General features: G+C 72.0%; 21 protein-coding genes and 1 pseudogene. 5 read left to right on the top strand and 17 right to left on the bottom strand.

Annotation, left to right across the window (positions count from 1 at the left end; translation table 11 throughout):
• Window positions 1–42 precede the first annotated feature (42 nt).
• From D0D15_RS01645 to D0D15_RS01615, 7 genes are all read right to left on the bottom strand, one after another.
• Window positions 43–2,166 carry a hypothetical protein gene (locus tag D0D15_RS01645; protein ID WP_094003554.1) on the bottom strand — a complete coding sequence of 708 codons (2,124 nt, stop codon included), beginning with the start codon at window positions 2,164–2,166 and terminating at the stop codon, window positions 43–45.
• Between the two features lie 36 nt (window positions 2,167–2,202).
• On the bottom strand, window positions 2,203–2,982 hold the full coding sequence (locus D0D15_RS01640; protein WP_094003553.1) for a hypothetical protein: 780 nt from the start codon (window positions 2,980–2,982) through the stop codon (window positions 2,203–2,205).
• A gap of 67 nt (window positions 2,983–3,049) precedes the next feature.
• Window positions 3,050–5,008 carry an arabinofuranosyltransferase gene (locus D0D15_RS01635; protein ID WP_115944177.1) on the bottom strand — a complete coding sequence of 653 codons (1,959 nt, stop codon included), beginning with the start codon at window positions 5,006–5,008 and terminating at the stop codon, window positions 3,050–3,052.
• A complete protein-coding gene (locus D0D15_RS01630) occupies window positions 5,005–5,991 on the bottom strand; it encodes a decaprenyl-phosphate phosphoribosyltransferase (RefSeq protein ID WP_369806746.1) in 987 nt (328 codons plus the stop codon). Before D0D15_RS01630 ends, D0D15_RS01635 begins: the two co-directional genes overlap by 4 nt.
• 10 nt (window positions 5,992–6,001) lie before the next feature.
• A complete protein-coding gene (locus tag D0D15_RS01625; RefSeq protein ID WP_094003551.1) occupies window positions 6,002–6,523 on the bottom strand; it encodes a phosphatase PAP2 family protein in 522 nt (173 codons plus the stop codon).
• The gene (glf, locus tag D0D15_RS01620; protein WP_094003550.1) at window positions 6,516–7,784 is read right to left on the bottom strand and encodes a UDP-galactopyranose mutase; all 1,269 of its coding nucleotides are present in this window, start codon (window positions 7,782–7,784) and stop codon (window positions 6,516–6,518) included. Before glf ends, D0D15_RS01625 begins: the two co-directional genes overlap by 8 nt.
• A gap of 3 nt (window positions 7,785–7,787) precedes the next feature.
• Window positions 7,788–8,672, bottom strand: coding sequence for an LLM class flavin-dependent oxidoreductase (locus tag D0D15_RS01615; protein WP_094003549.1), 885 nt, complete (start codon window positions 8,670–8,672; stop codon window positions 7,788–7,790).
• 63 nt (window positions 8,673–8,735) lie between these two features.
• On the opposite strand from D0D15_RS01615, the gene D0D15_RS01610 reads away from it, so the two are divergent.
• Window positions 8,736–9,551, top strand: a complete 816-nt coding sequence (locus tag D0D15_RS01610; protein WP_094003548.1) for an HAD family hydrolase — start codon at window positions 8,736–8,738, stop codon at window positions 9,549–9,551.
• Here the strand turns inward: D0D15_RS01610 and D0D15_RS01605 are convergent.
• Entirely contained in the window at window positions 9,548–10,903 is a 1,356-nt protein-coding gene (locus D0D15_RS01605) for a glycosyltransferase family protein (protein ID WP_115944176.1), read from the bottom strand. The genes D0D15_RS01610 and D0D15_RS01605 overlap by 4 nt on opposite strands.
• A 90-nt stretch (window positions 10,904–10,993) precedes the next feature.
• On the opposite strand from D0D15_RS01605, the gene D0D15_RS01600 reads away from it, so the two are divergent.
• Complete coding sequence (locus D0D15_RS01600) at window positions 10,994–12,850, top strand: DUF6541 family protein (protein ID WP_244214925.1); 1,857 nt, start codon at window positions 10,994–10,996, stop codon at window positions 12,848–12,850.
• Between the two features lie 80 nt (window positions 12,851–12,930).
• On the opposite strand, the gene D0D15_RS01595 is transcribed toward D0D15_RS01600, so the two are convergent.
• Genes D0D15_RS01595 through D0D15_RS01565 form a run of 7 tightly spaced genes read right to left on the bottom strand, consistent with a single transcriptional unit; the run spans window position 12,931 to window position 19,021 of the window.
• Window positions 12,931–13,824, bottom strand: a complete 894-nt coding sequence (locus D0D15_RS01595; RefSeq protein ID WP_233157053.1) for a lysylphosphatidylglycerol synthase transmembrane domain-containing protein — start codon at window positions 13,822–13,824, stop codon at window positions 12,931–12,933.
• Window positions 13,825–13,828: 4 nt separating this feature from the next.
• Window positions 13,829–14,983 carry an acyl-CoA reductase gene (locus D0D15_RS01590; protein ID WP_094003545.1) on the bottom strand — a complete coding sequence of 385 codons (1,155 nt, stop codon included), beginning with the start codon at window positions 14,981–14,983 and terminating at the stop codon, window positions 13,829–13,831.
• Entirely contained in the window at window positions 14,980–15,987 is a 1,008-nt protein-coding gene (locus D0D15_RS01585; protein ID WP_094003544.1) for a LuxE/PaaK family acyltransferase, read from the bottom strand. Before D0D15_RS01585 ends, D0D15_RS01590 begins: the two co-directional genes overlap by 4 nt.
• Window positions 15,984–17,381: an AMP-binding protein gene (locus D0D15_RS01580; protein WP_115944175.1), complete on the bottom strand. Its 1,398-nt coding sequence runs from the start codon at window positions 17,379–17,381 to the stop codon at window positions 15,984–15,986. Before D0D15_RS01580 ends, D0D15_RS01585 begins: the two co-directional genes overlap by 4 nt.
• Complete coding sequence (locus D0D15_RS01575; protein ID WP_115944174.1) at window positions 17,378–18,085, bottom strand: SDR family NAD(P)-dependent oxidoreductase; 708 nt, start codon at window positions 18,083–18,085, stop codon at window positions 17,378–17,380. Before D0D15_RS01575 ends, D0D15_RS01580 begins: the two co-directional genes overlap by 4 nt.
• Window positions 18,078–18,314 (bottom strand): acyl carrier protein, encoded by a 237-nt coding sequence (locus D0D15_RS01570; RefSeq protein ID WP_094003541.1) that lies wholly within the window; start codon window positions 18,312–18,314, stop codon window positions 18,078–18,080. Before D0D15_RS01570 ends, D0D15_RS01575 begins: the two co-directional genes overlap by 8 nt.
• Before the next feature lie 2 nt (window positions 18,315–18,316).
• Window positions 18,317–19,021 (bottom strand): acyl-ACP--UDP-N-acetylglucosamine O-acyltransferase family protein, encoded by a 705-nt coding sequence (locus D0D15_RS01565; RefSeq protein WP_094003540.1) that lies wholly within the window; start codon window positions 19,019–19,021, stop codon window positions 18,317–18,319.
• A gap of 64 nt (window positions 19,022–19,085) precedes the next feature.
• On the opposite strand from D0D15_RS01565, the gene D0D15_RS01560 reads away from it, so the two are divergent.
• Both D0D15_RS01560 and D0D15_RS01555 read left to right on the top strand, forming a co-directional pair.
• Window positions 19,086–20,192 (top strand): DegT/DnrJ/EryC1/StrS family aminotransferase, encoded by a 1,107-nt coding sequence (locus tag D0D15_RS01560; protein ID WP_094003539.1) that lies wholly within the window; start codon window positions 19,086–19,088, stop codon window positions 20,190–20,192.
• The gene (locus D0D15_RS01555; RefSeq protein WP_115944173.1) at window positions 20,189–21,175 is read left to right on the top strand and encodes a Gfo/Idh/MocA family protein; all 987 of its coding nucleotides are present in this window, start codon (window positions 20,189–20,191) and stop codon (window positions 21,173–21,175) included. The genes D0D15_RS01560 and D0D15_RS01555 overlap by 4 nt, the downstream gene beginning before the upstream one ends.
• On the opposite strand, the gene D0D15_RS01550 is transcribed toward D0D15_RS01555, so the two are convergent.
• Entirely contained in the window at window positions 21,134–22,258 is a 1,125-nt protein-coding gene (locus D0D15_RS01550; protein WP_094003537.1) for an MFS transporter, read from the bottom strand. The genes D0D15_RS01555 and D0D15_RS01550 overlap by 42 nt on opposite strands.
• A 6-nt stretch (window positions 22,259–22,264) precedes the next feature.
• On the opposite strand from D0D15_RS01550, the pseudogene D0D15_RS01545 reads away from it, so the two are divergent.
• A pseudogene (locus D0D15_RS01545) lies at window positions 22,265–23,032 on the top strand (AraC family transcriptional regulator); the annotation flags it as partial.
• 24 nt (window positions 23,033–23,056) lie between these two features.
• Here D0D15_RS01545 and D0D15_RS01540 read toward each other — a convergent pair.
• Window positions 23,057–23,491, bottom strand: coding sequence for a VOC family protein (locus tag D0D15_RS01540; protein WP_094003570.1), 435 nt, complete (start codon window positions 23,489–23,491; stop codon window positions 23,057–23,059).
• Between the last annotated feature and the right edge of the window lie 3 nt (window positions 23,492–23,494).

Below are 23,494 nucleotides of genomic sequence, written 5' to 3'. Positions count from 1 at the left end.
GCGCCCAGGCCGGTGATGCGTGCGCTCGCGCTGGCCGGGGTTCTATTGGCTCAGCCAGTACCCGTACGACGTGTAGTCCGGGTACGGGTTCAGCAGCGGGCGCGGCTGCTGGATCTCGATGTGCGCCGACGGGTCCGTGATCAGCTCCGCGGGGATCGTGAAGCTGTACGTCGACCACACGCCGTCCCGCTCGTCGCGGGTCCACACGCCCGCCTCCACGCCGTTGACCAGCACCCGCATGTCGAACACCGTGCCGTGCATCGCGGTGCGGGAGGTGATCGTCAGGGGGCGGCCGGGGACCAGGTTGTGCGCCGTGAACGCCTCGCCGCCCACGATGGGGCGGGCGCTGTCGATCACGTCGCCGACCCGGGCCAGCGTCGTCCACGGCTGCGTGCCCACCTGGGCCAGCACCGGCTCGTACCCGTGCTCGCCCTCGCTGCGCAGGTCGCCCACGTTCACGTAGTCCCGCAGCTCACCGGGCACCGCCTGCTCGTCACCGCTGCCGGCCAGCGACCAGTCCGCCTCGTAGACGTTCAGCCACCGGAACGGCACGATCAAGCGCCCGCCGAGGTCCGGCTGCGCCTGCACCTCGAAGCTCATCTCCACCGGCGTCCGCAGCACCCCGACGTTCTTCAGCAGCTCCATCGACGGCCCCGGGGCCGGGTCGTACACCGCGAAGTAGGCCGGCCGCTCCGCCGCGGGCAGGTGCTTCAGCGCCTCGTACAGCGAGCCCGTGCCGTTGTTCGACGGTGCCGCGAACCCGTTGGTGCCCAACCCGATCAGGTCCAGCACCCGGTGCTCACTGAAGTACGCGACCGCGCCGACGTCCTTCACCGCGACGATCGCCTCCGGCGGCAGGTTACCGCGCACCCACTGCGCCACCGACACGTCGGTGTCGCGGATCGCCGCCGTCGCCCGCCCGAAGCGGACCGACCAGCTCGGCAGCGTCGCCAGCGACAGCACCAGCACCACCACCAGCGCGCCGTGCAGCGAGATGCGCCGGGCCCGCTCGCGTGCGGCGATCCGGCTCAGCCCGTACACGCCGATCACCACGAACAGGACGAACACCGGCATGAACGGCTGCACGTACCGCAGCTCGTGCACCAGCGCGGTGTTCAAAGTGGACACCGAAACCAGGATCAGCACCAGGCCGGCCGCCAGCGCGTACAGCATCGGCCGCCACGCCGGCCGGGTCAGGAACACGTAGACCATCCCCGCCGCGAACACCAGTAGCGCGCCCGGGAACGCGAAGTCCTGCCCGTCGAACCCCAGGAAGATGCTCAGGAACCCGCGCACGTTCGCCATCGTGCGGTCGGTGAACTCGCCGAGCCAGAACACCGGCCGGTCGTGCAGGAACGACTTCGACTGGATGCCGTTCGCCGACGCGGTGCCGGTCGCGATCTTGTAGAACAGCAGCTGGGCCGCGCCGACCGCGATCGGCAGCAGTGTCCACAGCGCCCGCAGCACCGTCCGGCGCGGACGCGTCATGTGCCGGTGCGCCCACACCGTCCACAGTGCCGCGAACGCGAGCGCCACGGCCAGGATCAGGCCCTCGGTGCGCACGAGCGCCAGCAGGCCGCCCAGCACCGGCGTCCACCGGAACCGCGCCCACGGCTGCTCGGTCACGAACGCCAGCAGCGTCGCGACCACCAGCAGCATGACCAGGCCGACCTCCATGCCGCTGGCCGAACCCCACGCCAGCGGGCCGCTCAGCGCGACCAGGACACCCGACCACACACCGACCGAACGCGCCACCAGCTTCGTGCCCAGCACGGTCACCAGCCCGGCCGCCACCGCGAAGCACAGGATGCCGAAGCCGACCGCGAACGCCAGGAAGTACGTGCCGTGGACCCCCACCGCGTACGCGGCGCCGAGCACCAGCGCGTACAGCAGGCTGCTGGCCCCGGCGCTGATCTCGTCGCCGGTGTTGAACTGGAAGAAGTGCCCCAGGCCCAGCTGACGCCCGTACTGCAGGTGGATGTAGACGTCGTCGAGCGGCGCGATCAGCTTGCCCTGGTTCCAGGCCAGGCCACTCGCGACGAACACGACGCCGACCAGCGCGGCCAGCGCTCCGGTGAGCCAGAAGGCACGATCACCGGGCGGTACGCGGCGGGGCCGGTGAGTGGTGCGGTCGACCTCGTCCGAACGGTCCAGAACTCGTGTCACTTCACGCACACGCCCGGCCCGGGTTCCGTGGTTGCCTCATCGGGCCAGGCTATCCCGCGACTCGCGCCACTGGTCGAACAGCAGGTCCCGGTGCAGCTCGTGGTAACGCGCCAGGTCGAAGATGTGCACCGTCTTGGACCAGCGGCCGTCCGGGCCGGGGCGGAACCCGTCCGCGTCGGCGCGCTCGAAATCGCTGCCCAGGTAGTGGACGCCGACCGAACCGTCCATAGTGATCCCGGCCACCTCGCAGGAGTAGCCGAGGTACTCCGCGCGCGTGCTCACCTCGGCGACCCGGCCGCCCTCGGTCTCCAGCACCCCGGACCGCGGGCGGCCCGCGACGACCGCCGCCTGGCCGTTGGGCCAGCCGCCGTGCAGCGGGATCCCCTCGACCGGCCGCGCGAACCGCGCCGCGCGCCACCGCGTGAACAACAGGTCGTTCTGCCGTTCCGCGTAGTCGCGGAGATCACGCATGTCGACGGTCTTGTAGTACTCGTAGGAGTTCTCCTGCACGAAACCGTTGATCGTGGCCCATTCGTTATCCCATTCGGCATCCAGCACGCGCGCGGTGCCGTTGTCGAATGCCGCGTCGACCATCACGCGGTGGTCCCGGTAGCTGGCGTAGACCTGCACCGAGAAAACGCGTTCACACATCTCCACCGGAACCGCGCCGGCGAGTTCCTGGCGCGGGAACGGCGCCGGTCTCGCGTCGCTCACCTGCGGGAAGTGCACGTAGTTTTCGCCCGCCGCATACGAAACCGGGTAGGACACGCCGTCCACGACGGCGATCGTGCCGGTGCGGTACAGGGGGTAGGTCACGCCGGTGCCCCCTCTGCGTTTTCGGCCAACTGGTGTGTGCGGAGCAGTTTACGAGAAACTCACACATTCAGCTAATCGGTGGCGCAGATGAGTCCACGATCACCGCGAACGGTCCGACATCGCGGCGGGCGAACTCGGACGCGGTGAACAGTTCCGGCGCGAATTCGACCTCGTCCACGCGGATCGGCACGGCGCGCGGGAACGTGTCGGACACGACCGGCGCGAGCAGTTTCCCGTCGTCGGCGCGGCGCAGCACGAAGACGTTGGGCGCCTCGTGCGGGTTCGCCCGCAGCCGCGCGAGCAGGTCGGCCGAGTCCCGGGCGGTCGCCCAGGACCGGATCTCCTCGTTGCGCTGCGTGTAGCCGGCCAGCGGGTTCGCGTAGTGCGGCGTGGTCTGCTGGAAGCCCCAGTAGGGCTGGAACGACAGCAGCCGGTCGTGCGCCGAGAAGACGATGTTGCCGCTCGCCGGGCGTCCGGTCAGCTCGGCGATGGTGCTGATCAGCTCGGGCGTCCAGTACCCGTCGTGCTTCGGGTCGTGCCCGAAGCTGGCGGTCCAGCCGTCCGGGTAGTAGTCGGACTCGGCGGTGTCCACCGCGTCCTTCATGGACGTGCCGACGACCGTCTGGGACACCGAAACCGCGCCGAGCACGGCCAGCACGAACGCCACCGTCCGCACCGGGCGGACCCGGCCGATCAGCTTCGGCAGCACCCGCACCAGTTCGGCCAGCGCGAACACCCCGGCGACCGCGAGGACCACGTCGATGGTCACGATGAACCGGAACGACAGCAGCGTGGTGCGGACCAGCAGCGCGAGGTTCGACAACGCGAACCAGACGTAGACCAGCGCGGTCAGCACGAGCATCACGAACGCCACCGGGTCGCGGCGCGCGCGCAGCACCAGCCAGACCAGCCCGGCCAGGCACAGCAGGCCGAACGCGCTCGCCGAGGTGAACGGCATCGGGAAGTAGGCGCTGATCTCCGGCAGGAAGTGCGCGGCGACGTTCGGCTTGCCCAGCCCGCCGGCCAGGATGAACGGACCCCAGGTGATCAGGGCCAGCATCGCGGTGATCACGCCGACGACGACCAGGCGCAGCAGCAGTCGCTTGAGCACCGGCCCGACCGGCTGGCCCGCGCGGACGTCCAGCGCGAGCACGGCCAGCGCCAGCACCACCACGGCCAGCACGCCGAACGCGACGTGCAGCGTGTAGGTGACCGCAGAGAAGCCCAGGTAGACGCCGATCAGCACGAGCGTCCAGGCCGGTACCCGCTCACGGGAGCGCAGCGCGTGCCAGGCCAGCAGCATGATCGGCGGCAGCCAGGCGGTGGTCGGCCAGGCGTAGGGCTCCTCGGGGCCGAGCGCGACGAACCCGGCCAGCACCGTGGCGACCGACGCCAGCAGCGCCATCCGGCGCCGCGCGACCAGGCTCCACAGCACGAACGCGACCACCCCGGACACCGCGGCCCAGGTGATGGAGTACGGCTTGTAGGCGGCCCAGCCCTCCAGGCCGAGCAGGTTCGCGAAGCGCCCGCCCAGCCAGAACCAGCCGCCCGGGTAGTAGGCGGCCAGGCCGTGGTAGTTCACGTCGGCCAGCCCGGCCGTGTCGGTCAAGCGCTCCATGTACTGCAGGCGGAACGTGTTGTCCACGCTGGAGCCGCCGAGGAAGAACCGGGTGCCCTGCAGCGGGATCGCCAGCAGCAGGGTGGACAGCGCGGTCAGCGCCGCCCAGCTGCCGCCCAGGCGCACCCACAACGGCCAGCGGGCCGCGCCGCTGTAGACCAGCGACCCGAACAACACGACGACGATCACCGCGACGGCCAGGTTGACCAGCGCGTCCGGCACGTACGTGCCCGGGTCGACACCCAGCTTGTTCGAGCCGAACTGGAGCACCAGGCTGAGCACGACCGCCGCGACCGTGCCCAGCACGAGCTCGGCCAGGGTGCGGCCGAGTCCGAGCCGGGTCAACGGGCGGTGGGGTGCGGGTTCGATCGACGTGCCGCCGCCGGGCCGGGCCAACGTGGTCGTCACAGGTAGAACGTCATCCCGAGGGTGGCGACCCACAGCACGCCCAGGACCTGCAGGATGCGGTCCTTGAGCACGATCTCGTCGGGCGCGCCCGCGGTGCCGCCGTCCACGTCGACCGCGTACCGCAGCACGGCGATCACGAACGGCACCATGGAGATGACCGGCCACACCGACTGGTCGGCGCCCTCACGCAGCTCGAACGCCCACAGCGAGTACGACATGATCAGGATCGCCGCGGCGGTCGCCCACACGAAACGCAGGTAGCTGGCCGAGTACTTCTTCAGCGACGAGCGGATCTTCGCCCCGGTGCGCTCGAAGAGCATGATCTCGGCGTACCGCTTGCCCGCCACCATGAACAGCGAACCGAACGCGGTGACCAGCAGGAACCACTGCGACAGCGCGATGCCCGCGGCCACACCACCGGCGATCGAGCGCATCAGGAAGCCCGATCCGACGATCGCCAGGTCGATCACCGGCTGGTGCTTGAGACCGAAGCAGTAGCCCAGCTGGACCGCCTCGTACACCCCCAGCACGATGGCCAGTTCCGGGCTCGCCAGGAACGACAGCGCCAGGCCCGCGCCGAAGAACAGCACCGCGGCCGCGTACGCGACCGGCACCGGCACGATCCCGGCCGCGATCGGCCGGTTCCGCTTCGTCGGGTGCGCCTTGTCGGCCTCCACGTCGACCGCGTCGTTGATCAGGTACACCGACGACGCGACCAGGCTGAACGCCACGAACGCGATGACCGCGTCGAGCAGCACCGAGCCGTTGGTGATCTGGGCCGCGGTGAACGGCGCGACGAAGACCAGGACGTTCTTCGCCCACTGCTTCGGCCGCGCGGTCTTGGCGACGCCGACGACCATGTGCACCGGGCCGCGCTTGACCGCCGGAGCCGGCTCCGCCGTCTCCACCGTCTTCGCTTCGGCCGTTTCGCTGGTTTCGTCCACGATCTCGGCTTCCGCGGCGTTGTTCACTGATTTGGTCACGGGTGGTTCCCTACCCCTTTTTGCGGATTTTCCTGCGCAGCAGACCTCCGACCACACCACCGAGCGCGGCGCCGGCGAGCACATCGGTCGGGTAGTGGACCCCCAACACGAGCCGGGACGCCAACATCGGCGGGACGAGCGCGGGAACCAGGTTACGCCCGGTCAATCCCGAGTAGAGCACCGCCGCCGCCGTAGTGGACGTGGCGTGCGAGGACGGGAAGCTCAGCCGGCTCGGCGTGCCCACCAGGACCTCGACGCTCGGGTCCTGCGGGCGGGGCCGCCGGACCACGCGCTTCACCGCGATCGACGCGCCGTGCGCGCCGACCACACCGGCGGCCGCGACCAGCCAGTCCTTGCGGCGCTCGCGGTCCACCGCCGCGCCCACGAGACCGGCGGCGAACCACCCGATCGCGTGCTCACCGAAGTGGGACAGGCCACGCGCGGCCTTCACGGTCGCCGGGCGCTTGAGCACGCCCTGGACCTTGGCGAGCACCTGGATCTCGGCGGCGCGCTCCGGCTTCTTCTCAAGCATCGATGCTCCCGTCCAGGGGGGCGCCGTCGGTCAGGTGCGGGGCGATCTTGTTGTCGAACACCGACAGCGCCGAACCGATGGCCATGTGCATGTCCAGGTACTTGTAGGTGCCCAGGCGGCCGCCGAACAGCACGTTGCGCTCGCGCGCCTCGGCCTTCGCCAGCTCGCGGTAACGCTCGAGCTTCGCGCGGTCGTCCGGGGTGTTGATCGGGTAGTACGGCTCGTCGTCCTCGTTGGCGAAACGCGAGTACTCGCGGACGATGACCGTCTTGTCCTTCGGGTAGTCCCGCTCCGGGTGGAAGTGGCGGAACTCGTGGATCCGCGTGAACGGGACGTCCTCGTCGTTGTAGTTCATGACCGAGGTGCCCTGGTAGTCCCCGGTGGGGACGACCTCCTGCTCGAAGTCCAGCGTGCGCCAGCCCAGGCGGCCCTCGGAGTAGCCGAAGTAGTGGTCGAGCGGGCCGGTGTAGACGGTCGGCGTGCCCGCCGGGATGTGCTCGCGGACGTCGAAGTAGTCGGTGTTCAGGCGGACCTCGATCAGCTCGTGGTCGGCCATCCGCTCCAGCCACGCGGTGTAGCCGTCGACCGGCAGGCCCTCGTAGGTGTCGTTGAAGTACCGGTTGTCGAAGGTGTAGCGCACCGGCAGCCGGGTGATGTTGGCCGCGGGCAGCTCCTTCGGGTCGGTCTGCCACTGCTTCGCCGTGTAACCGCGGAAGAACGCCTCGTACAGGGGGCGGCCGATGAGCGAGATGGCCTTCTCTTCGAAGTTCTGCGCGTTGGCGGTGTCGATCTCGCTGGCCTGCTTGGCGATCAGCTCACGAGCCTCGTCCGGCGTGTGCGACTTGCCGAAGAACTGGTTGATCAACGCGAGGTTCATCGGCAGCGGGTAGACCTGGCCCTGGTACTTGCCGAACACCCGGTGCTGGTAGTTCGTGAACTCGGTGAACTGGTTGACGTAGTCCCAGACCCGCTTGTTCGAGGTGTGGAACAGGTGCGCGCCGTAGCGGTGCACCTCGATCCCGGTCTCCGGCTCGGCCTCGGAGTAGGCGTTGCCCCCCAGGTGGGAGCGCCGTTCCAGCACGAGCACGCGCTTGCCCAGCTGGCTCGCCGCCCGCTCGGCGACCGTCAGCCCGAAGAAGCCGGAGCCGACGACGACCAGGTCGTACCCGGCGAAATCGGCGTCGGTGACGTCAGTGTTGCTCGTGTGCTCGCTCACGGGAAGCGAGGGTACCGACGCTACTGAGGGCGACCGCACCCACATTCACTATTGCGCCTCGCGCAGGCCCGGCAGCACGTCGGCGACCACTTCCTCGAGCACCGACTCGCGCCCGGCGTACGGGCCGGACGAACGCGGCCAGTGCACGACGACGTCGGTGAAACCCAGCTCGGCGGCGCGGCCGGCCGCGTCGGTGAACGCCTGTGCGCTGACCAGGGAGAACACCGGCGCGGCGTCCAGGCTGAGGTAGCGGTGCACGTCCTCGCCGGCCCGGCCGGAGTCGGCCAGCACCTGGTCGAAGCGCCGCGACAGCTCGGTCACGCCGCGCCACCACTCGTCGAGCGTCTCGGCCCGGGGGCCGGTCGTCACCCAGCCGCCACCGTAAGTTGCGGCAACCTTCATCGCGCGCGGCCCGTTGGCCGCGATCAGGAACGGAATGCGCGGCCGCTGGACGCAACCGGGCAGGTTCCGCGCGCCGCGGGCGGCGTAGTACGTGCCGGTGTAGTCGAACCCGTCGGTGATGAGCAGGCCGTCCAGGGCCTCGACGAACTCGGCGAACCGGTCGGAACGCTGCCGCGGGGTGAGTTCCGCTTCGCCCAGCACGCCGGTGTCGTAGCCCAGGCCGCCCGCGCCGATGCCCAGGACGAGACGGCCGTCGGAGACGTCGTCGAGGGTGATCAGCTCGCGGGCGAACGGCACCGGGTGGCGGAAGTTGGGCGAGGCGACGAACGTGCCGAGGCGGATGGTGGAGGTGACCATGGCCGCGGCGGTCAGCGTGGGCACCGCGGAGAACCACGGGCCGTCGACCAGCGTTCGCCAGCCGAGGTGGTCGTAGGTCCAGGCGTGGTCGAAGCCGTACTCCTCGGCGGCCCGCCACTTCGGCTCGGCCGCCCACCACCGGTCCTCGGGAAGAATCACGATGCCAACGCGCACCGGCCCACGCTATCGGTCAGCACCGACAATCCGTCGCCCCGCACCCCAAGGGACAATGGGGGTGTGGAGAAACCCCTGCTGATCGCGTCGGATGTGGACGGCACCCTGCTCGACCCGATGGAACGGATGTCCCCCCGCACCGCCGCCGTGCTGCGCCGCGCCGCCGAGGCGGGGGTTCCGATCGTGCTCGCCACCGGCCGCCCGCCGCGCTGGATCCCGGCGGTGGCGCAGGCCGGCGGCCTGACCGGTTACGCGGTGTGCGCGAACGGCGCCGTGCTGTACGACATCGGCAACGACGAGGTGGTCAGCGTGCACGGCGCGCTGGAGCCGATGATGCTCCACGACGCCGTCGACGAGCTGACCAAGGCGCTGCCCGGCGCCGGGTTCGCCGCCGAACGGGTCGGGCGGCGCGCGCTCGACCCGGACGTGCAGCACCTGGTGATCGAGCACGGCTACCGCAACCCGTGGGGCGACGGTGAGGGCGTGCCGGTGTCGCGCGCCGAGATCGTCGGGCGGCCGGCGGTGAAACTGCTGGTCAGCCACCCGGACATGACCTCGGACGAGATGGCGCGCGCGGCCGGGGCGGTGCTCGACGAGTCGGTGGACATCACGTTCTCCGCCAGCGGCGGGCTGATCGAGATCGCCGCGCACGGCATCACGAAGGCGACCGGGCTGGCCGAGGTGGCCGAGCGGTTCGACGTGCCGGTCGAGCGGATCATCGCGTTCGGGGACATGCCCAACGACGTGGAGATGCTGAAGTGGGCCGGCCACGGCGTGGCGATGGCGAACGCGCACCCGGAGGTCCTGGCCGTGGCGGACGAGGTGACGAGCCCGAACAGCGAGGACGGCGTCGCGCAGGTGCTGGAGCGCTGGTTCTAGGGACAGGGCACGTAGGTCAGCCGCTGGTCGGACATCAGCTGGGTCAGCAGGCGCGACTCGCTGTCGGTGCGGAGGTACAACGTCAGCCAGCCCAGGCCGGTGCGCTGGAAGGTGGCCACCTCGTAGCGCTGCGCGTACTTCTCCGCTATCCCGCAGTCCTGCTCCGGTGAATACCAGGCCAGCGGCGCGGCGAGCACCGGCAGGCCGAAGATCGCGACCGGGGCGTAGGCGTCCGCCGGCTCGGATGCGGTGATGCCGGTGATGCCGGTGATCATCATCCGGGAGCCGGCGCGGTAGGCCAGCGCGGCGCTGCCGAACGTGTCGATGGTCGAGCCGGCCGGCAGGCGGTCACCCAGCCAGCGGCCGATCTCCGTGGTCTGCGCGAGCCGCTCGCGGTCGAGGTGCACCACCTGCTGCGCCGCGACCGCCACCGGCACGCTGACCGCGCACAGCGCGAGCGCGACCACCGGCACGACGCGCCGCTCAGCGAGGCTGCGGCGCGGCCGGGGCGACGGGCGGTCGTGACGCACGCCCAGCCTGGCGGACACCACCGCCGCCCCGACCGCGGCCAGCGCGCACAGCAGGAACCCGTACGGCAGGTGGGCCGACGCGGGCCACCCCGCCCTGGCGTGCCCGTAGTAGGTGGCCTCCCACGCCCACCACGGCACGAGGAACACCAGCGCGCCCAGCAGGTACCCGGCCGGGCCCCACCAGCTCGACCGGCGCCGCACCGCGGCGGTCACCAGCCAGGCCTCGCCGAGCAACGCGAGCACCGCACCGTCGGAGCGGGTCATCACGGCCAGCGCGGCGAGCACCCCGGCGACCAGCGGGTGGCCGGTGACCAGTGCCAGGCACACGGCCAGCACGAGCAGGACGAACAACGCCGTCTCGGTGCCGGCCAGACCGCGGGCGGCCAGGATGCTCGCGCCCGCGGTCAGCAGCGCGGCGACCACCCCGGCCCCACCGGCGAACCGCTTCGCCAGCAGGTACGCCAGCACCACGCAGCCCAGCGCGCACGCGATGCCGAGCCCGACCGCGCCGCCGACGATGTCCGCGCCGAACATCGCCCGCGGCAACGTGACCAGCACCAGCCACAGGAAGTTCGGCACGCCCTGGGTCCGCTCGCCGATCGTGTAGACCGCGCCGTAGCCCTCGGCCATGTTGCGGGCGTAGCGGAAGGTGACGAACGCGTCGTCCGGCACGGTGGCCACGACGAGCTGCAGGACCAGGGCGAACACCAGCGCGAGCAGCAGGATCCAGCCCCGCCGGGCGCGCTGGGTCGCCACCCGCGGCCACACCGCGGTGACCACCCCCGCCAGCGCCAGCCACGCGGCGACCAGGGCACCAGGCACTTCTCACCCTCCGTGACGCCGCTCCACCCTTGCCGTAAGTATCGTTCTCGCGCACGAATTGTTTCGTCTCCGAGACTTTTGGCGGACCCGTTGCCGACTCCCCTGAGCGCCTCCGGCGCCGCCGCGGTGATCGCGGTGTACCTGCTGGTGCTGTTCGCGCCCGGCCTGCTGATCGGCGCGCTCGCCGGTGCCCGCGGATGGCTGCTCGCCGGGCTGGCGCCGGTGCTGACCTACTTCGCGGCGGGGCTGGCCGGGCCGTGGTTCGCGCAGGCCGGGATCCCGTTCAACCTGCCGAGTTTCCTGGCGGCGGTGGCTGTGCTGGCCGGGATCGCGTGGGTGGCGGGGCGGGGGCGGGTCGCGGTCGAGGGTGTGTGGGACCGGCGTGGGCATGTCGCGGTCGGGTTGTGCCTGCTGGCCGGTGGGGCGGTCGGGGCGCGGACCGTGCTCACCGGGATCGGGCGGCTCAACGCCGTGCCGCAGGGCTACGACGCGGTGTACCACGGCAACGGCATCCGCTACCTCGCCGAGACCGGCGACGGCAGCCTGGTGGGCACCGGCACGGTCAACTGGTACCCCAACGGGTCGTTCTACCCGAACGCCTACCACCTGGTCGGCTCGCTCGTGTACCGGCTGACCGGCGCGGAGATCCCGGCGGTGCTGAACGCGAACACCGTGCTGCTGCCGGGGTTGCTGGCGTTGTCGCTGGTGGTGCTGGTGCGGTGGTTCCGGGGCCGGGCGGTGACGGCCGGGGCGGTGGCGCTGGTGTGCGTGGCGCCGGTGACGCTGCTGTACGAGGCGCTGAACTTCGGCCCGCTGCTGCCGTTCCTGCTGGGGATCGCGCTGACCCCGCTGGTCGCGGTCGTGCTCGACGGCTACCTGCGGCGGCCGGCGTTCGACACCGGGTTCCTGCTGGTCGCGGTGGCGGTCGGGCTGCTGACCATCCACTCGTCGACCCTGTTCGGCGGCCTGTTGTTCGCGTTGCCGCTGCTGGTGGCGCACCGACGGACGCTGTGGCGGCTGTGGCCGATCGCGGTGGCCGGGTTGCTGCTGGGGTGGCTGCAGCTGTTCGGGGCGATCGGGCTGGCCGCCGGGCCGCTGCCGTACAACGGCTGGCCGACGGCGGCGTCGACGAACACGGCGGTCGGGATGCTGCTGACCTTCGAGCACGTGGCGCCGCATCCGCAGCTGTGGTTGTCGGCGGCACTGCTGGTGGGGATCGTGCTGTGGCAACGGCTGGGCCCGCTGCGGTGGGTGGCGGCGACGGCGTTGCTGTTCGGGGTGTTCGCGGTGGCGGTGCTGTCGTCGGGGCATCCGCTGGTCAAGGCCGTGTCGCGGCCGTGGTGGAACGACCCGTACCGGTTCCTGGTGATGGCGGCGGTCCCCTGCTGCCTGCTGGCCGCGCACGGGCTGGCGGAGGTCCAGCGGTGGCTGCGGAACTTCGCGCCGCGCTGGGCGTGGGTGGCTGGAGTGGTGACGCTGGCGGGCTTCGCGGTGGCGACGAACGGCCTGTACTCGACGTCGAACGCGGCGATCGTGCGGCCGGGCTACCCGTCGACCGGCGACATCCCGCTCAACACCGGTGAGGCGCAGGCGATGCTGGAGCTGGGGCGGCTCGCCTCCCCCGGCGACTGGGCGGTGAACGACCGCTCCGACGGGACGGCCTGGACCTACGCGCTGAGCGGCGTGCGCACCACGGCGGGCCACTTCGACCCGGCCCTGCCGCCCGCGGACTACGTGCTGCTCGCGGGACACTTCCGGGAATACGCGACGAACGCCGCGGTGCGGGACGCGGTGGCGCGGTTGAACATCCGGTGGGTGATCCTCGGCCACGGCGGCTACCCGCGCACCGCGGTGCGGCCGGCGGGCCTGCTGGACCTGGACGGGCTGCCGTTCCTGCGCGTGGCCTACCGCAACGCGGACGCGGTGGTGTACCAGCTGGTGCGCTGAACGCGGAACTCAGGGCCTGGAACGTGGAACTCGCGGTCTCAAGCGTGGAACTCGCGGTCTCAAGCGTGGAACTCGCGGTCTCAAGCGTGGGACTCGCGCGGCTGAGCGTGGGACTCGCGGGTGGGGAGGGTGGCGGCCAGTGCGGTCAGCAGGTCGGCCACCGTGAACATCACCCGGGACACCAGGGCGAACGCCAGCGCCTGACCGGCCGAGAAACCGGCCGTGCCGAGCAGCGCCACCAGCACGGCCTCGCGCACACCGGCGCCGCTGGGCAGCAGGAACGCGAACGTGCCCGCGGTCATCGCGATCGCCATCGCGCCGACGCACGTCCAGAGGTTCAGCGAGGGCGCCAGCAGCCACAGGTGCAGCCCCTGCAGCGTCCAGGCCAGCACCGAGGCCGCGAACGCCCGCGCGATCGACGCGAACCCCAGCGGGCGGGGCAGCGGATCGCGGCGCAGCAGGCGCAGCGCCAGGCCGGTGCCCCACGCCAGGACCCGCGGGTGCAACGCCACCAGCCCGGCAGGCAGCAGCACCAGCAACCACACCGCGGGCCCGGCGACCGGCAGCGCCAGCGCGGACAACAGCAGCGCCGCGACCAGGCCGATGCCGAACTGCACCAGGGAACCGGTGAAGATCCGCGCCCGGGACACGCCCGCCTTGCGGCCCAGCTCCATCTGCAGCAGGTACGCCCACACCGAACCGGGCACGTACTTCCCCAGCTGCCCGACCAGGCAGATTCGCGCGCCGCGCCGGTAGCCGACCCGGTCGCCGAGGCCGTCGACCACCGTCTGCCAGCCGTAGGTCGACACCGTGATGCTCGCGACCAGCGCGGCCAGGCTGAGCACGGCCCACGGCCAGGCGATCGACCGCAGGGCCCGCCAGAACTCCGTCCAGTCGCCGGCCAGCACCCGCACCACGAACGCCGCGACGACCGCGAGCGCCACCCAGCGGGCGACGTCCAGGAGTCGTTTCACGAGGTCAGACGGTAACAGTGACGATCCTGGTGAATTCCGCGAGTAGGTCGTAGCCGTCCCACACCGGCGCGAACTGCAACGCCGAACCGAAGGGCACCAACCGGTCCACGCCGGGCAGTTTCCGCGCGAAATCGGTCAGCTCCGCGCGGGAAAAACCGAAATGAGTGATGGTCTGGTCGCGCCGGACGACTTTCGGTACCAGTTCGTCCAAACTGGACACCCTCGATTGGGTGACAACCCCCGCGCCGAGCCAATCGCGGACCACGTCGGGTGTTTCGAGGGTGGTCAGGGCCGGACCGTCGAAGGCGATCCGGGTCGCCACGCCGTCGGCCGCCACACCGTAGGCGCCGACCCGGTTCTGCACCGCCATCGCGGGCTCCGGCGCCGGCGCGATCGAGGCCAGCAACGACCGGAACTCCGCCGCGGGCGGGCCGCCGACCCAGTACACGCCGCGCGGGGACGCGCACGCGGCCTGGTCGAACCAGAACACGTCGTTGCGGAACCCCTCGACCGCCGCCCGGCGCTCGTCCGCCGACGCGCGCGCCCAGCCGGCCGCCGAGATCACCGCGAACGACGAGCGATCCGGGAACGTCAGGTCCCGCGCGTGCGGCGCCAGCTCGAACCTCCGCAACGCGCGCACCGTCGCGTCGCCGCCCCAGAGCACCCGCAGGTCCGCCGCCGCCGACAACGCCGCCGTCACCGCGTCGTCGCGGTCGTAGGTGACGATCCGCTGCGACGCGGCCACCACGGGGTCCACATCGGACAACGCGTCCAGCACCGCGGCCGAGGCGCCCGCGGACCGGGGCGACAGGCGCACGACGTTCCGGTTGCCCGCCAGCGCGGACAGCGCCCACGAGTACACGAAGATGGTGTCCACATTGGCCGGTGGCACGTGGAACACCAGGCCACGCGGCAACCGCAGCTCGTCCCCGTCCAGCCGGGCCAGCGCGCGCCGGATCTCGCCCCGCCGCAGGAAGAACCCCAGTGAGGCCAGCTCCGGGTACGCGCGAGCCACCGCCGGGGCGAGCAGCGCGCGGGCGAACCGGACCAGGAAGTCCACGACCCGCTCGTCCCCCACCTCCAGCGCGGGCGCCGAGCGCACCTCGTCCAGCAGGCGGTCCACCTCGACCGGCCCCGCGGCCGGGAAGAGCTGCCTCATGCGGCCCGCGCCTGGAACGTGTCCGAGCAGCCCCGCGCCTCCGCCTTCGGCAGCCGGCCGAGCACCGAGAACCGCTTGCCCGGCCGCTCGCCGTCGTCGATCCCGTGGCACACGCCGAGGTCCTCGGTCAGCAGCACGTGCCCCGGGTAGGACCGCGGCAGCGTGCTCACCACCTCGATCACGCCCGGCACCCCCACCGGCTGCTCGGCGAAGGTCACCGGATCGCGGATGATCACGTCGGCGAACTCCGGGCAGTACAGGCCGTCCCCGGCCGCGCCCTCGACGAACACCGTGCCGATCTGCTCGACCATCCCGTAGTAGTTGTGGATCCGCCGCAGCCCGGTGTCCTCGGCGAAGGCGCGGCGGAACGTCGCGTTGTCCACCGCCTGGTCGGCGAGCTTCTTCCAGCCGCCGGAGTGCAGCAGGATCCCGTTGGACAGGTCGAACCCGTGCTCGCGCGCCATCCGGTACAGGTACCGCCACACCATGAAGGTGAACCCGAAGACCAGGAACGGCTCGCCGCCGTGGCGCGCCAGGAACCCGCGCACCGCCTCGACGTCCGGCACGTCGTGCTCGTCGAGGACGTAGACGTGCTTGCGCCCGAAGTTCGCCATGCCCAGCACCCCGGCGCCGCGCGCGGAGAACGTGCGGCGGTCCTTGATCACGCCGATCGTGTCGACCACCAGCATCGGCAGCCGCTGCGGGCCCAGGACCGTCCGCAGCGTCTCCGCCAGGTGCTTCGTCTGCGCGGCCGCGGCTTCGCGGTCCAGGAAGATCCGCGACGGCTCGCCGGTGGTCCCCGACGACGTGAGCACCTTGAACACCGCCTCGTCCGGGATGCTCTTGAGCGCGTGCGTCTTGAACAACCGGACCGGCAGCCACGGCAGGTCGGCCACGCTGTCGAACGACGACCCGGCACCGAGCGCGGACAGGATCCGGTCGTACTCCGGGCAGCGCGCCCGGTGGTGCGCGGTGAGCGCGGTCAGCTCGGCGAGCAGGCTCATACCCGCTCCGCCAGCGCCTGGTAGTCGATCTTCCCGCTGGCCAGCAGCGGGATCGTGTCGATCGAGCGGACGTCGAACCCGGACGCGTGCAGGTGCAGCCGGTCGGACAGCGCGCGGGACGCGGCCTTGCACGTCTCCGCCGGAACGCCCTCGGCGAACAACACGACCTTGTCGTCGGCGGGCACCGCGGCCACGATGTCGATGCCCAGCCCGGTCGCGCGGGTGGCCGCCTCCAGGTCGTCGAGGCTGATCCGGTTGCCGAACACCTTGCCGATCCGCTTGAGCCGTCCGGTGACGAACAGGAACCCCTCCTCGTCGAGGTAACCGAGGTCACCGGTGGGCAGCACACCGCCGCACTCGTCGCCCAGCGCGAGCTGCTCGGCGGTCGAGGCGTAGCCCATCATCACGTTCGGCCCGCGGTAGACGATCTCGCCGCTGATCTTGGGGTGCGTGGTGTCGCCGCCGTCCGGGCGGCGGATGGCGAACTGCCCGCCGGGCAGCGCGGGCCCGACCGAGCCGATCTTCTCGGCGAGCCGCTCGGACGGCATGATCGCCATCCGCGGCGCGGCCTCGGTCTGGCCGTACATCACGAACATCCGCCCGCCGGCCGAGCGCATGAGCGTGTCGAACTCGGCGATCAGCTCGGGCCGCATCCGCCCGCCGGCCTGGGTCAGCGTGTGCACGCCGGGATTGGCGGACGGGTCGAACTTCAGCCGCCGCAGCATCTCGTAGTGGTAGGGCACCCCGGCGACCGACGTGCACTCGTGCGCGGCCACGGCGTCCCAGAACCCGCGGCCGAGGATGCCCTCCCGCTCGACGACGACGGTCGCGCCGCGGACCAGGTGCGAGTTGAGCACGGACAGGCCGTAGCTGTAGTGCAGCGGCAACGTGGTGGGGGCGACCTCGCGCTCGTCGATGCCGAGCACGTCGGCGATCGCGTGCGCGTTGGTCAGGATCGCGGTGCGGGACAACCGGACCAGCTTCGGGTTGCCGGTCGAACCGCTGGTCGGCAGCAGCACGGCGAGGTCGGGGTGCGGGCGGATACCACCGGGGTCGAGGCGCAGCCAGTGCCCGTCCGCGGTCCGGTACCCGGACGGCGGTTCCGCCGCGGGCGCGCCGAGCACGGCCGCCGGGCAGAACCGCTCGATCAGGCCGGCCAGCACCGGGACGAACACCTCCGGGTCGATCAGCGCCACCGCCCGCCCGGCCCGCACCGCCGCGACGTAGGTGAGCACGCTGTCCAGGTCGACGCCGGTGCGGGCGAACAACACGCCGTCCGGCAGCGCCGCGAGTTCCTCGGCCCGCCGCTCGACCTCGCCGGTCAGCGCCGCGCCGCCCAGTTCCGCGCCGGTTTCCGCGTCGACGAGCCGCGCGCCGGGAGCCAGCAGGGTCACAGCACCATCCCTCCGTCGACGCCGAGCACCTGACCGGTCACGTAGGACGCCTCGTCGCCGGCGAGGAACGCGATCGCGTTCGCGACCTCCTCGGCGCGGCCGCGGCGCCCCAGCGCGGTGTCCGGATCGGCGAGCCCGGCGGTCATCTCGGTGTCGATCACGCCCGGCGCCACGGCGTTGACCCGGATGCCGAACCGGCCCAGCTCCTTCGCCGCGCTCTTCGCGATGTTCGCGACCGCCGCCTTCGACGCCGCGTAGACCGTCTGACCGGCGGCGCCGCGCTCGCCGACGACCGAGGCCAGCACCACGATGGCGCCCGAGCGGGCGCGGGTCATCGCCCGCGCCGCCGCCTGCACCGTGTGGATCGTGCCCGCCACGTTCGTCGACAGGACCGCCTCGACGTCGCCGACCATGCCCAGCACGCCCTCGGCGTAGATCCCGGCGTCGCCGGGCAGCACGTCGAGCCGGCCGCGCTCCTTGGCGGCGGCGCGGACGACGGACGACACGGCCTTCGCGTCGGTGACGTCGAGGGCGACCCCGGTGACCTGCCCGGGGACCGACGCCGCGACCTCCTTCGCGCGTGCCTCGTCGCGTCCGGTGAGCACCACCGCCGCGCCGGCCGCGGCGAGCGCGCGCACGGTCGCCAGTCCGATGCCGCGGGTGCCGCCGGTGACCAGCGCGACCCGCCCGCGCAGGTCAGGCACCCGCCAGCTCCGCCACCAGCTTCCGCGCGACCTGGAAGCTGCTCAAGTCGATCACCTGGTCGGTCTCCAGCTCGATGTCGAACTCGTCCTCGATGGCGGCGACCAGGCTCATGTGGCCGACCGAGTCCCAGGCCTCGATCCCGCGGTAGGTCAGGGCGTCCACGTCGACGTCGCCGCCGAGGTCGAGCGCTTCGGTGAAAACCTTGCGCAGCCGGGTCTCGATGTCCACGTCTAGTCCTTCCGGTCGTTCCACGCCTGCACCAAAGTAGAGACGCCGCCGGGGAGCCGGTCCAGCAGCCCATCGGGTGGAATCGGCCCGGCCCCCTTGAGCCACGGCTCCAGCGCGGCGATCTGCCGCTCGTCGAGGCCGAGCCGGGTCAGGCCGACCACGTTCAGGCCGGTCACGCGCGCCGGGTTGCCGACGGCGACGGTGAACGCGCCGACCTCGCGGCGCACCGCGGATCCCATGCCCACCATGGCGCCCGGGCCGATCCGCACGTGCTGGTGCACGATCGCGCCCATGCCGAGGTTGGCGCGCGACCAGATCGCCGTGTGCCCGCCGAGCACGACGTTCGACGCGAGCGTGACGTGGTCGCCGATCTCGCAGTCGTGCGCGACGTGACTGCCGCGCAGGTAGTACCCGTTGTCACCCAGACGTGTGCTGCGCCGGGTGCCCTGGTGGACGCTCACGTACTCGCGGATCCGGTTGCCGCTGCCGATCCGCACCCCCGCGCCGACCGGTTCGTCCTCCCACGACACGGGATGCGGACCGGTGCGGTCCTCGGCCGGAGTGCCGATCGTGACGTGTGGACCGATCCAGTTGCCGTCCCCGATCACCAGCGGCCCGGCGAGCACGGCGTAGGGTCCGACGACGTTGCCGTCGCCGAGTTCGACTCCGGGCCCGAGTACCGCAGTCGGGTGGATGCGGTTTACCACGCGAGATCCATTCGTACAGTCTTACGGACGCCTGAGCCGATCACAGTAAAGGAACGCCGCGCCCATGATCCCCATCACCGCGGTCGACGTCCGCGACGCCGAATCCCTCGTGGTGGAGGTGCTGCGGTCGGGGACGCTCGCGCAGGGCCCGATGGTCGCCCGCTTCGAGGACGCCTTAGCCCGCGCCGCCGGCACCGCGCACGCGGTCGCCGTGAACAGCGGATCCGCCGCGCTCACCGCCACGCTGCGGGCGCTCGGGCTGGGCCCCGGCGACGAGGTGATCACCTCGCCGTTCACCTTCGTCGCGACGCTCAACGCGATCCTGGCGACGGGCGCGACGGTCCGGTTCGCCGACATCACCCGCGAGGACTTCGCCGTCGACCCGGACGCGGTCGCGGCCGAGATCACCCCGGACACCCGGGCGATCCTCCCGGTGCACCTCTACGGCCAGACCGCCGACCTGGGCAAGCTCGCCCCGCTCGCCGAGGAGCACGAGCTGTACCTGGTGGAGGACGCCGCGCAGGCGGTCGGGGCGACCTTCGCCGGACGGCCGGCCGGATCGTTCGGCGTGGGCTGTTTCTCGTTGTACGCCACCAAGAACGTGACCACCGGCGAGGGCGGCGTCATCACCACCGACGACGCCGAGCTGGCCGACCGCCTGCGCGTGCTGCGCAACCAGGGCATGCGGACGCGCTACTCCTACGAGGTGCCCGGGCACAACTACCGGATGTCCGAGCTGCACGCCGCCGTCGGCATCCCGCAACTGGACAAACTGGACGAACTGATCGCGGCCCGGCGGCGCAACGCGCGGCAGCTGTCCGTCGGCCTCGCCGGGACGCCCGGGCTGGCGGTGCCCGCCGAGCTGCCCGGCCGTGAGCACGTGTGGCACCAGTACAGCGTGCTGATCGGCCCGCACGCGATGCTCGCCCGCGACGAGCTGGTCGCCGAGTTGGCCGCGCGCGGCATCGGGACCGGCGTGTACTACCCGAAGCTGGTCTTCGACCACGACTGCTTCCGGGAGCACCCGCAGATCCCGGCGGTGTCCCGGCAGGACTTCCCGGTGGCGCTGAAGGTCACCGAGGAAGTCCTGTCGCTGCCCGTGCACCCCGGGCTGTCCGAGGCCGACGTGGACACCATCGTGCGCGAGGTGCGAGAGGCGCTCGGCGCGTGAGATACCGCGTCGCGCTGGTCGGCACCGGCAACATGGGGTCGCTGCACGCGCGTGTGCTGTCCCGCCACGACCGCGTCGACCTGGTCCGGGTGGTCGAGCCGCGCGCCGCGGCCGGGCCGACCGGCGCCGAGCGGTACGGCACCGCCTGGACCCCCGAGCTGGGTTCGCTGTCCGATGTGGACGCCGTGGTGCTGGCGTCGGCCACCGAGACGCACCACGAGCTGGCGCTGGAGATCCTGGGCCAGGGCAAGCCGCTGCTGGTGGAGAAGCCGGTCGCGAACAGCCTCGCCGCGACCGAGGAGGTCATCGCGCTGTCGGTCGCCAGGGGCGTGCCGCTGATGTGCGGGTTCGTCGAGCGGTTCAACCCCGCCGTGCTGACCGCGCGGGCGCTGGCGACCCGGCCGGTGCACCTGATGGCCCGCAGGCACGGGCCGTACGCGCCGCGCGTCCGCACCGGGGTGGCGTGGGACCTGCTCGTGCACGACGTCGACATCGCCATCCAGTTCTTCGGCGCGGAACCGGAGCGGATCACGTCCGGCACCGGGTACTTCCACCCCGAGTCCGCCGACGGCGCGGAGGACGCGGTGGAAGCGGTGTTGTCCTTCCCGGCCGGGTTGGCGACGGTGTCCGCGTCCCGCGTCGGGCAACGGAAGGTGCGGTCGCTGGTGATTTCCGAACTCGACCGGCTCATCGAACTCGACCTGCTGCGCCGGGACGTCACCCTGTACCGGCACGTGTCGCACGACGCGGTCACCCCGGACGGGCTCGGCTACCGGCAGCAGGCCGTGATCGAGATCCCCGAGCTGGTCTCGGCCGCGGAACCGCTGGCCGCGCAGCTGGACCACTTCCTGGCCCTGCTCGACGGCCGGGTGGACGTGGACGCCGAACGCGCCTCGATCCGGCCCGCGCACCGCGTGGTCGCGACGGTGCTGGAGCAAGCTTCAGCCCCGGACAGCCGGCTCCTCCACAGTGGACAGCAGTAGCAGGCCGAGCACCGGCAGCGCGATCAGCGGCAGGAGCGCGGTCCGCAGCGACGTGGCGTCCGCCAGGCTGCCCAGGACCGGGCTGGCGAGCCCGCCGACGCTGACCGTGAGGCCGAGCGTGATGCCGCTCGCGGTGCCCATCCGGCTCGGCAGGTAGTCCTGGCCCAGCGTGACGTGCAGCGAGAACGGCACGTACAGCCCGGCGGACGTGCCCGCGACGAACAGGTACAGCAGCGGCCCCGGCACGAGCACCACCCCGGCCACCGACAACGTGGTGAGCGCGTAGGACCACCGCACGACGGGGATCCGGCCGAAGCACGCGGCCAGTCGCCCGCCGGCCACCGTGCCGATCGCGCCGCCGACGTAGAGCACGAACAACGCGACCGTGCCCGCCAGGCTGCCGCCGCCGGTGCGTTGCTGCGCGTACAGCGAGACGAACGTGCTCAGTCCGATGAAGACGATCGAGCGGCACACGATGGCGCCGGACAGCTTCGCGAAGGACGCCCAGTCGTTCCGGCCGGTCCCCTCGCGCGCCTGCGCCGTGGTACCGGAGATCCGGCGGAGGGCGGCCGCGCACAACACGGCTCCCGCGGCCGCGGGCAGGGCCAGCAGCGGCGACCACGCCAGCCCACTCGTCGCCACGACGGCCGCGACGAGCAGGGGCGCGGTCGCGAAGCCGACGTTGCCGCCGAGGGAGAACCAGCCCATCGCGGTGTGGCTGCCCCGGCTCGCGATCCGGGCCACGCGGGCGGCTTCCGGGTGGTAGGCGGCGACCCCGATCCCGGAAACGGCCACGGCCGCCACGGTGAGCGCGTAGGAACCGCCGACCCCGGCGAACGCGAGGCCGAGCCCGCTGGTGAGGGCGCTGACCGGAAGCAGCCACGGCATGGACCAGCGGTCGGCGAGCGCGCCGAACAGCGGTTGCACGACCGAGGACAGCAGGGACGCGGCCAGCACGATGCCGGAGACGGCGGCGTAGGTGTAGGCGCGCTCGGCGACGAAGAACGGCACGAGCGCGGCCACCGCGCCCTGGTAGACGTCGACGCACGCGTGCCCGACCGCGAGCAGGGGGATCGTTCGCACCGGCCCATGGTCGCGGCGGCGAGGGCTGGCGCGCTTCCGTTAATCTGCCAGATGATGCCGCAAACCCGCCACCTACCGCACGCGCCCACCCGGACCCAGGTCCTGGCGGCGGGCGAGCGCATCGACGCGCACCGCCACGACGACCACCAGATCGTCTACGCGCGCTCCGGCGTCCTCGCGGTCACCACGGACGCGGGCACCTGGTTCGCGCCCGGCACGCGGGCGATCTGGGTGCCGGCCGGCCGCGTCCACGCCCACCTCGCCACCGGCCGCACCGATCTGCACCTGCTCGGCCTGCCCGCGGACACCAACCCGCTCGGCCTGGACGAGCCGGCGGTCCTCACCGTGAACCCGCTGCTGCGCGAGCTGATCCTGGCCGCCACCCGCTCCCCCGGCGACGGTTCCGCTGAGGGCCGGCGGCTGCGGGCGGTGCTGCTGGACCAGCTGCGGGCGGCACCGCGGGAGCCGGCCCAGCTGCCGACGCCGTCGGACCCGCGGCTGGTGGCGGTGTGCGAGCTGCTGCACGCCGACTGCGCGGACCAGCGCACGCTGGCGCAGCTCGGCGCCGCCACCGGCGCGAGCGAACGCACCCTCAGCCGCCTGTTCGCCGGCGAGCTGGGCATGTCGTTCACCAGGTGGCGCACCCAGCTGCGGCTCTACCACGCACTACGCCTGCTGGCCGAGGACGTCCCGGTGACGACGGTCGCGCACCGTTGCGGCTGGTCGTCGGCGAGCGCGTTCATCGACGTGTTCCGCCGCGCCTACGGCCACACGCCGGGGCGCACCGCCGCTGACGCCTCAGTCGATGCAGAACTCGTTGCCCTCGACGTCCAGCATCGGGATGCACGACTCGTTGAACTCGTCGGCGAGCAGCACCTGCACGCAGGTCGCGCCGAGCGCTTCCAGCCGCTCGCGCTCGGCCTGGAGCGCGGCGAGGCGCTCCTCGCCCACCAGGCCCGTGCCGACGCGCACGTCGAGGTGCACCCGGTTCTTGACGACCTTGCCTTCGGGAACGCGCTGGAAGAACAGCCGCGGCCCCACCCCGGTGGGGTCGACGCAGGCGAACGCCGCGCCCTGGCGGTCCGGCGGCAGGGAGCGATCGAACTCCTCCCAGGAGGCGAACCCCTTCGGCGGCGGCGGGATGACGTAACCCAGCACCTCACACCAGAAGCGGGCGACGCGCTCGGGCTCCGCGCAGTCGAAGGTGACCTGGAACTGTTTGACCGACGCCATGCG

It is taken from the genome of Amycolatopsis thermalba (genome assembly GCF_003385215.1).
In the GTDB taxonomy this organism is placed as follows: domain Bacteria; phylum Actinomycetota; class Actinomycetes; order Mycobacteriales; family Pseudonocardiaceae; genus Amycolatopsis_E; species Amycolatopsis_E thermalba.
The sequence above is the reverse complement of the archived record's forward strand: the minus strand, read 5'-3'. Positions and strand labels throughout refer to the sequence as shown.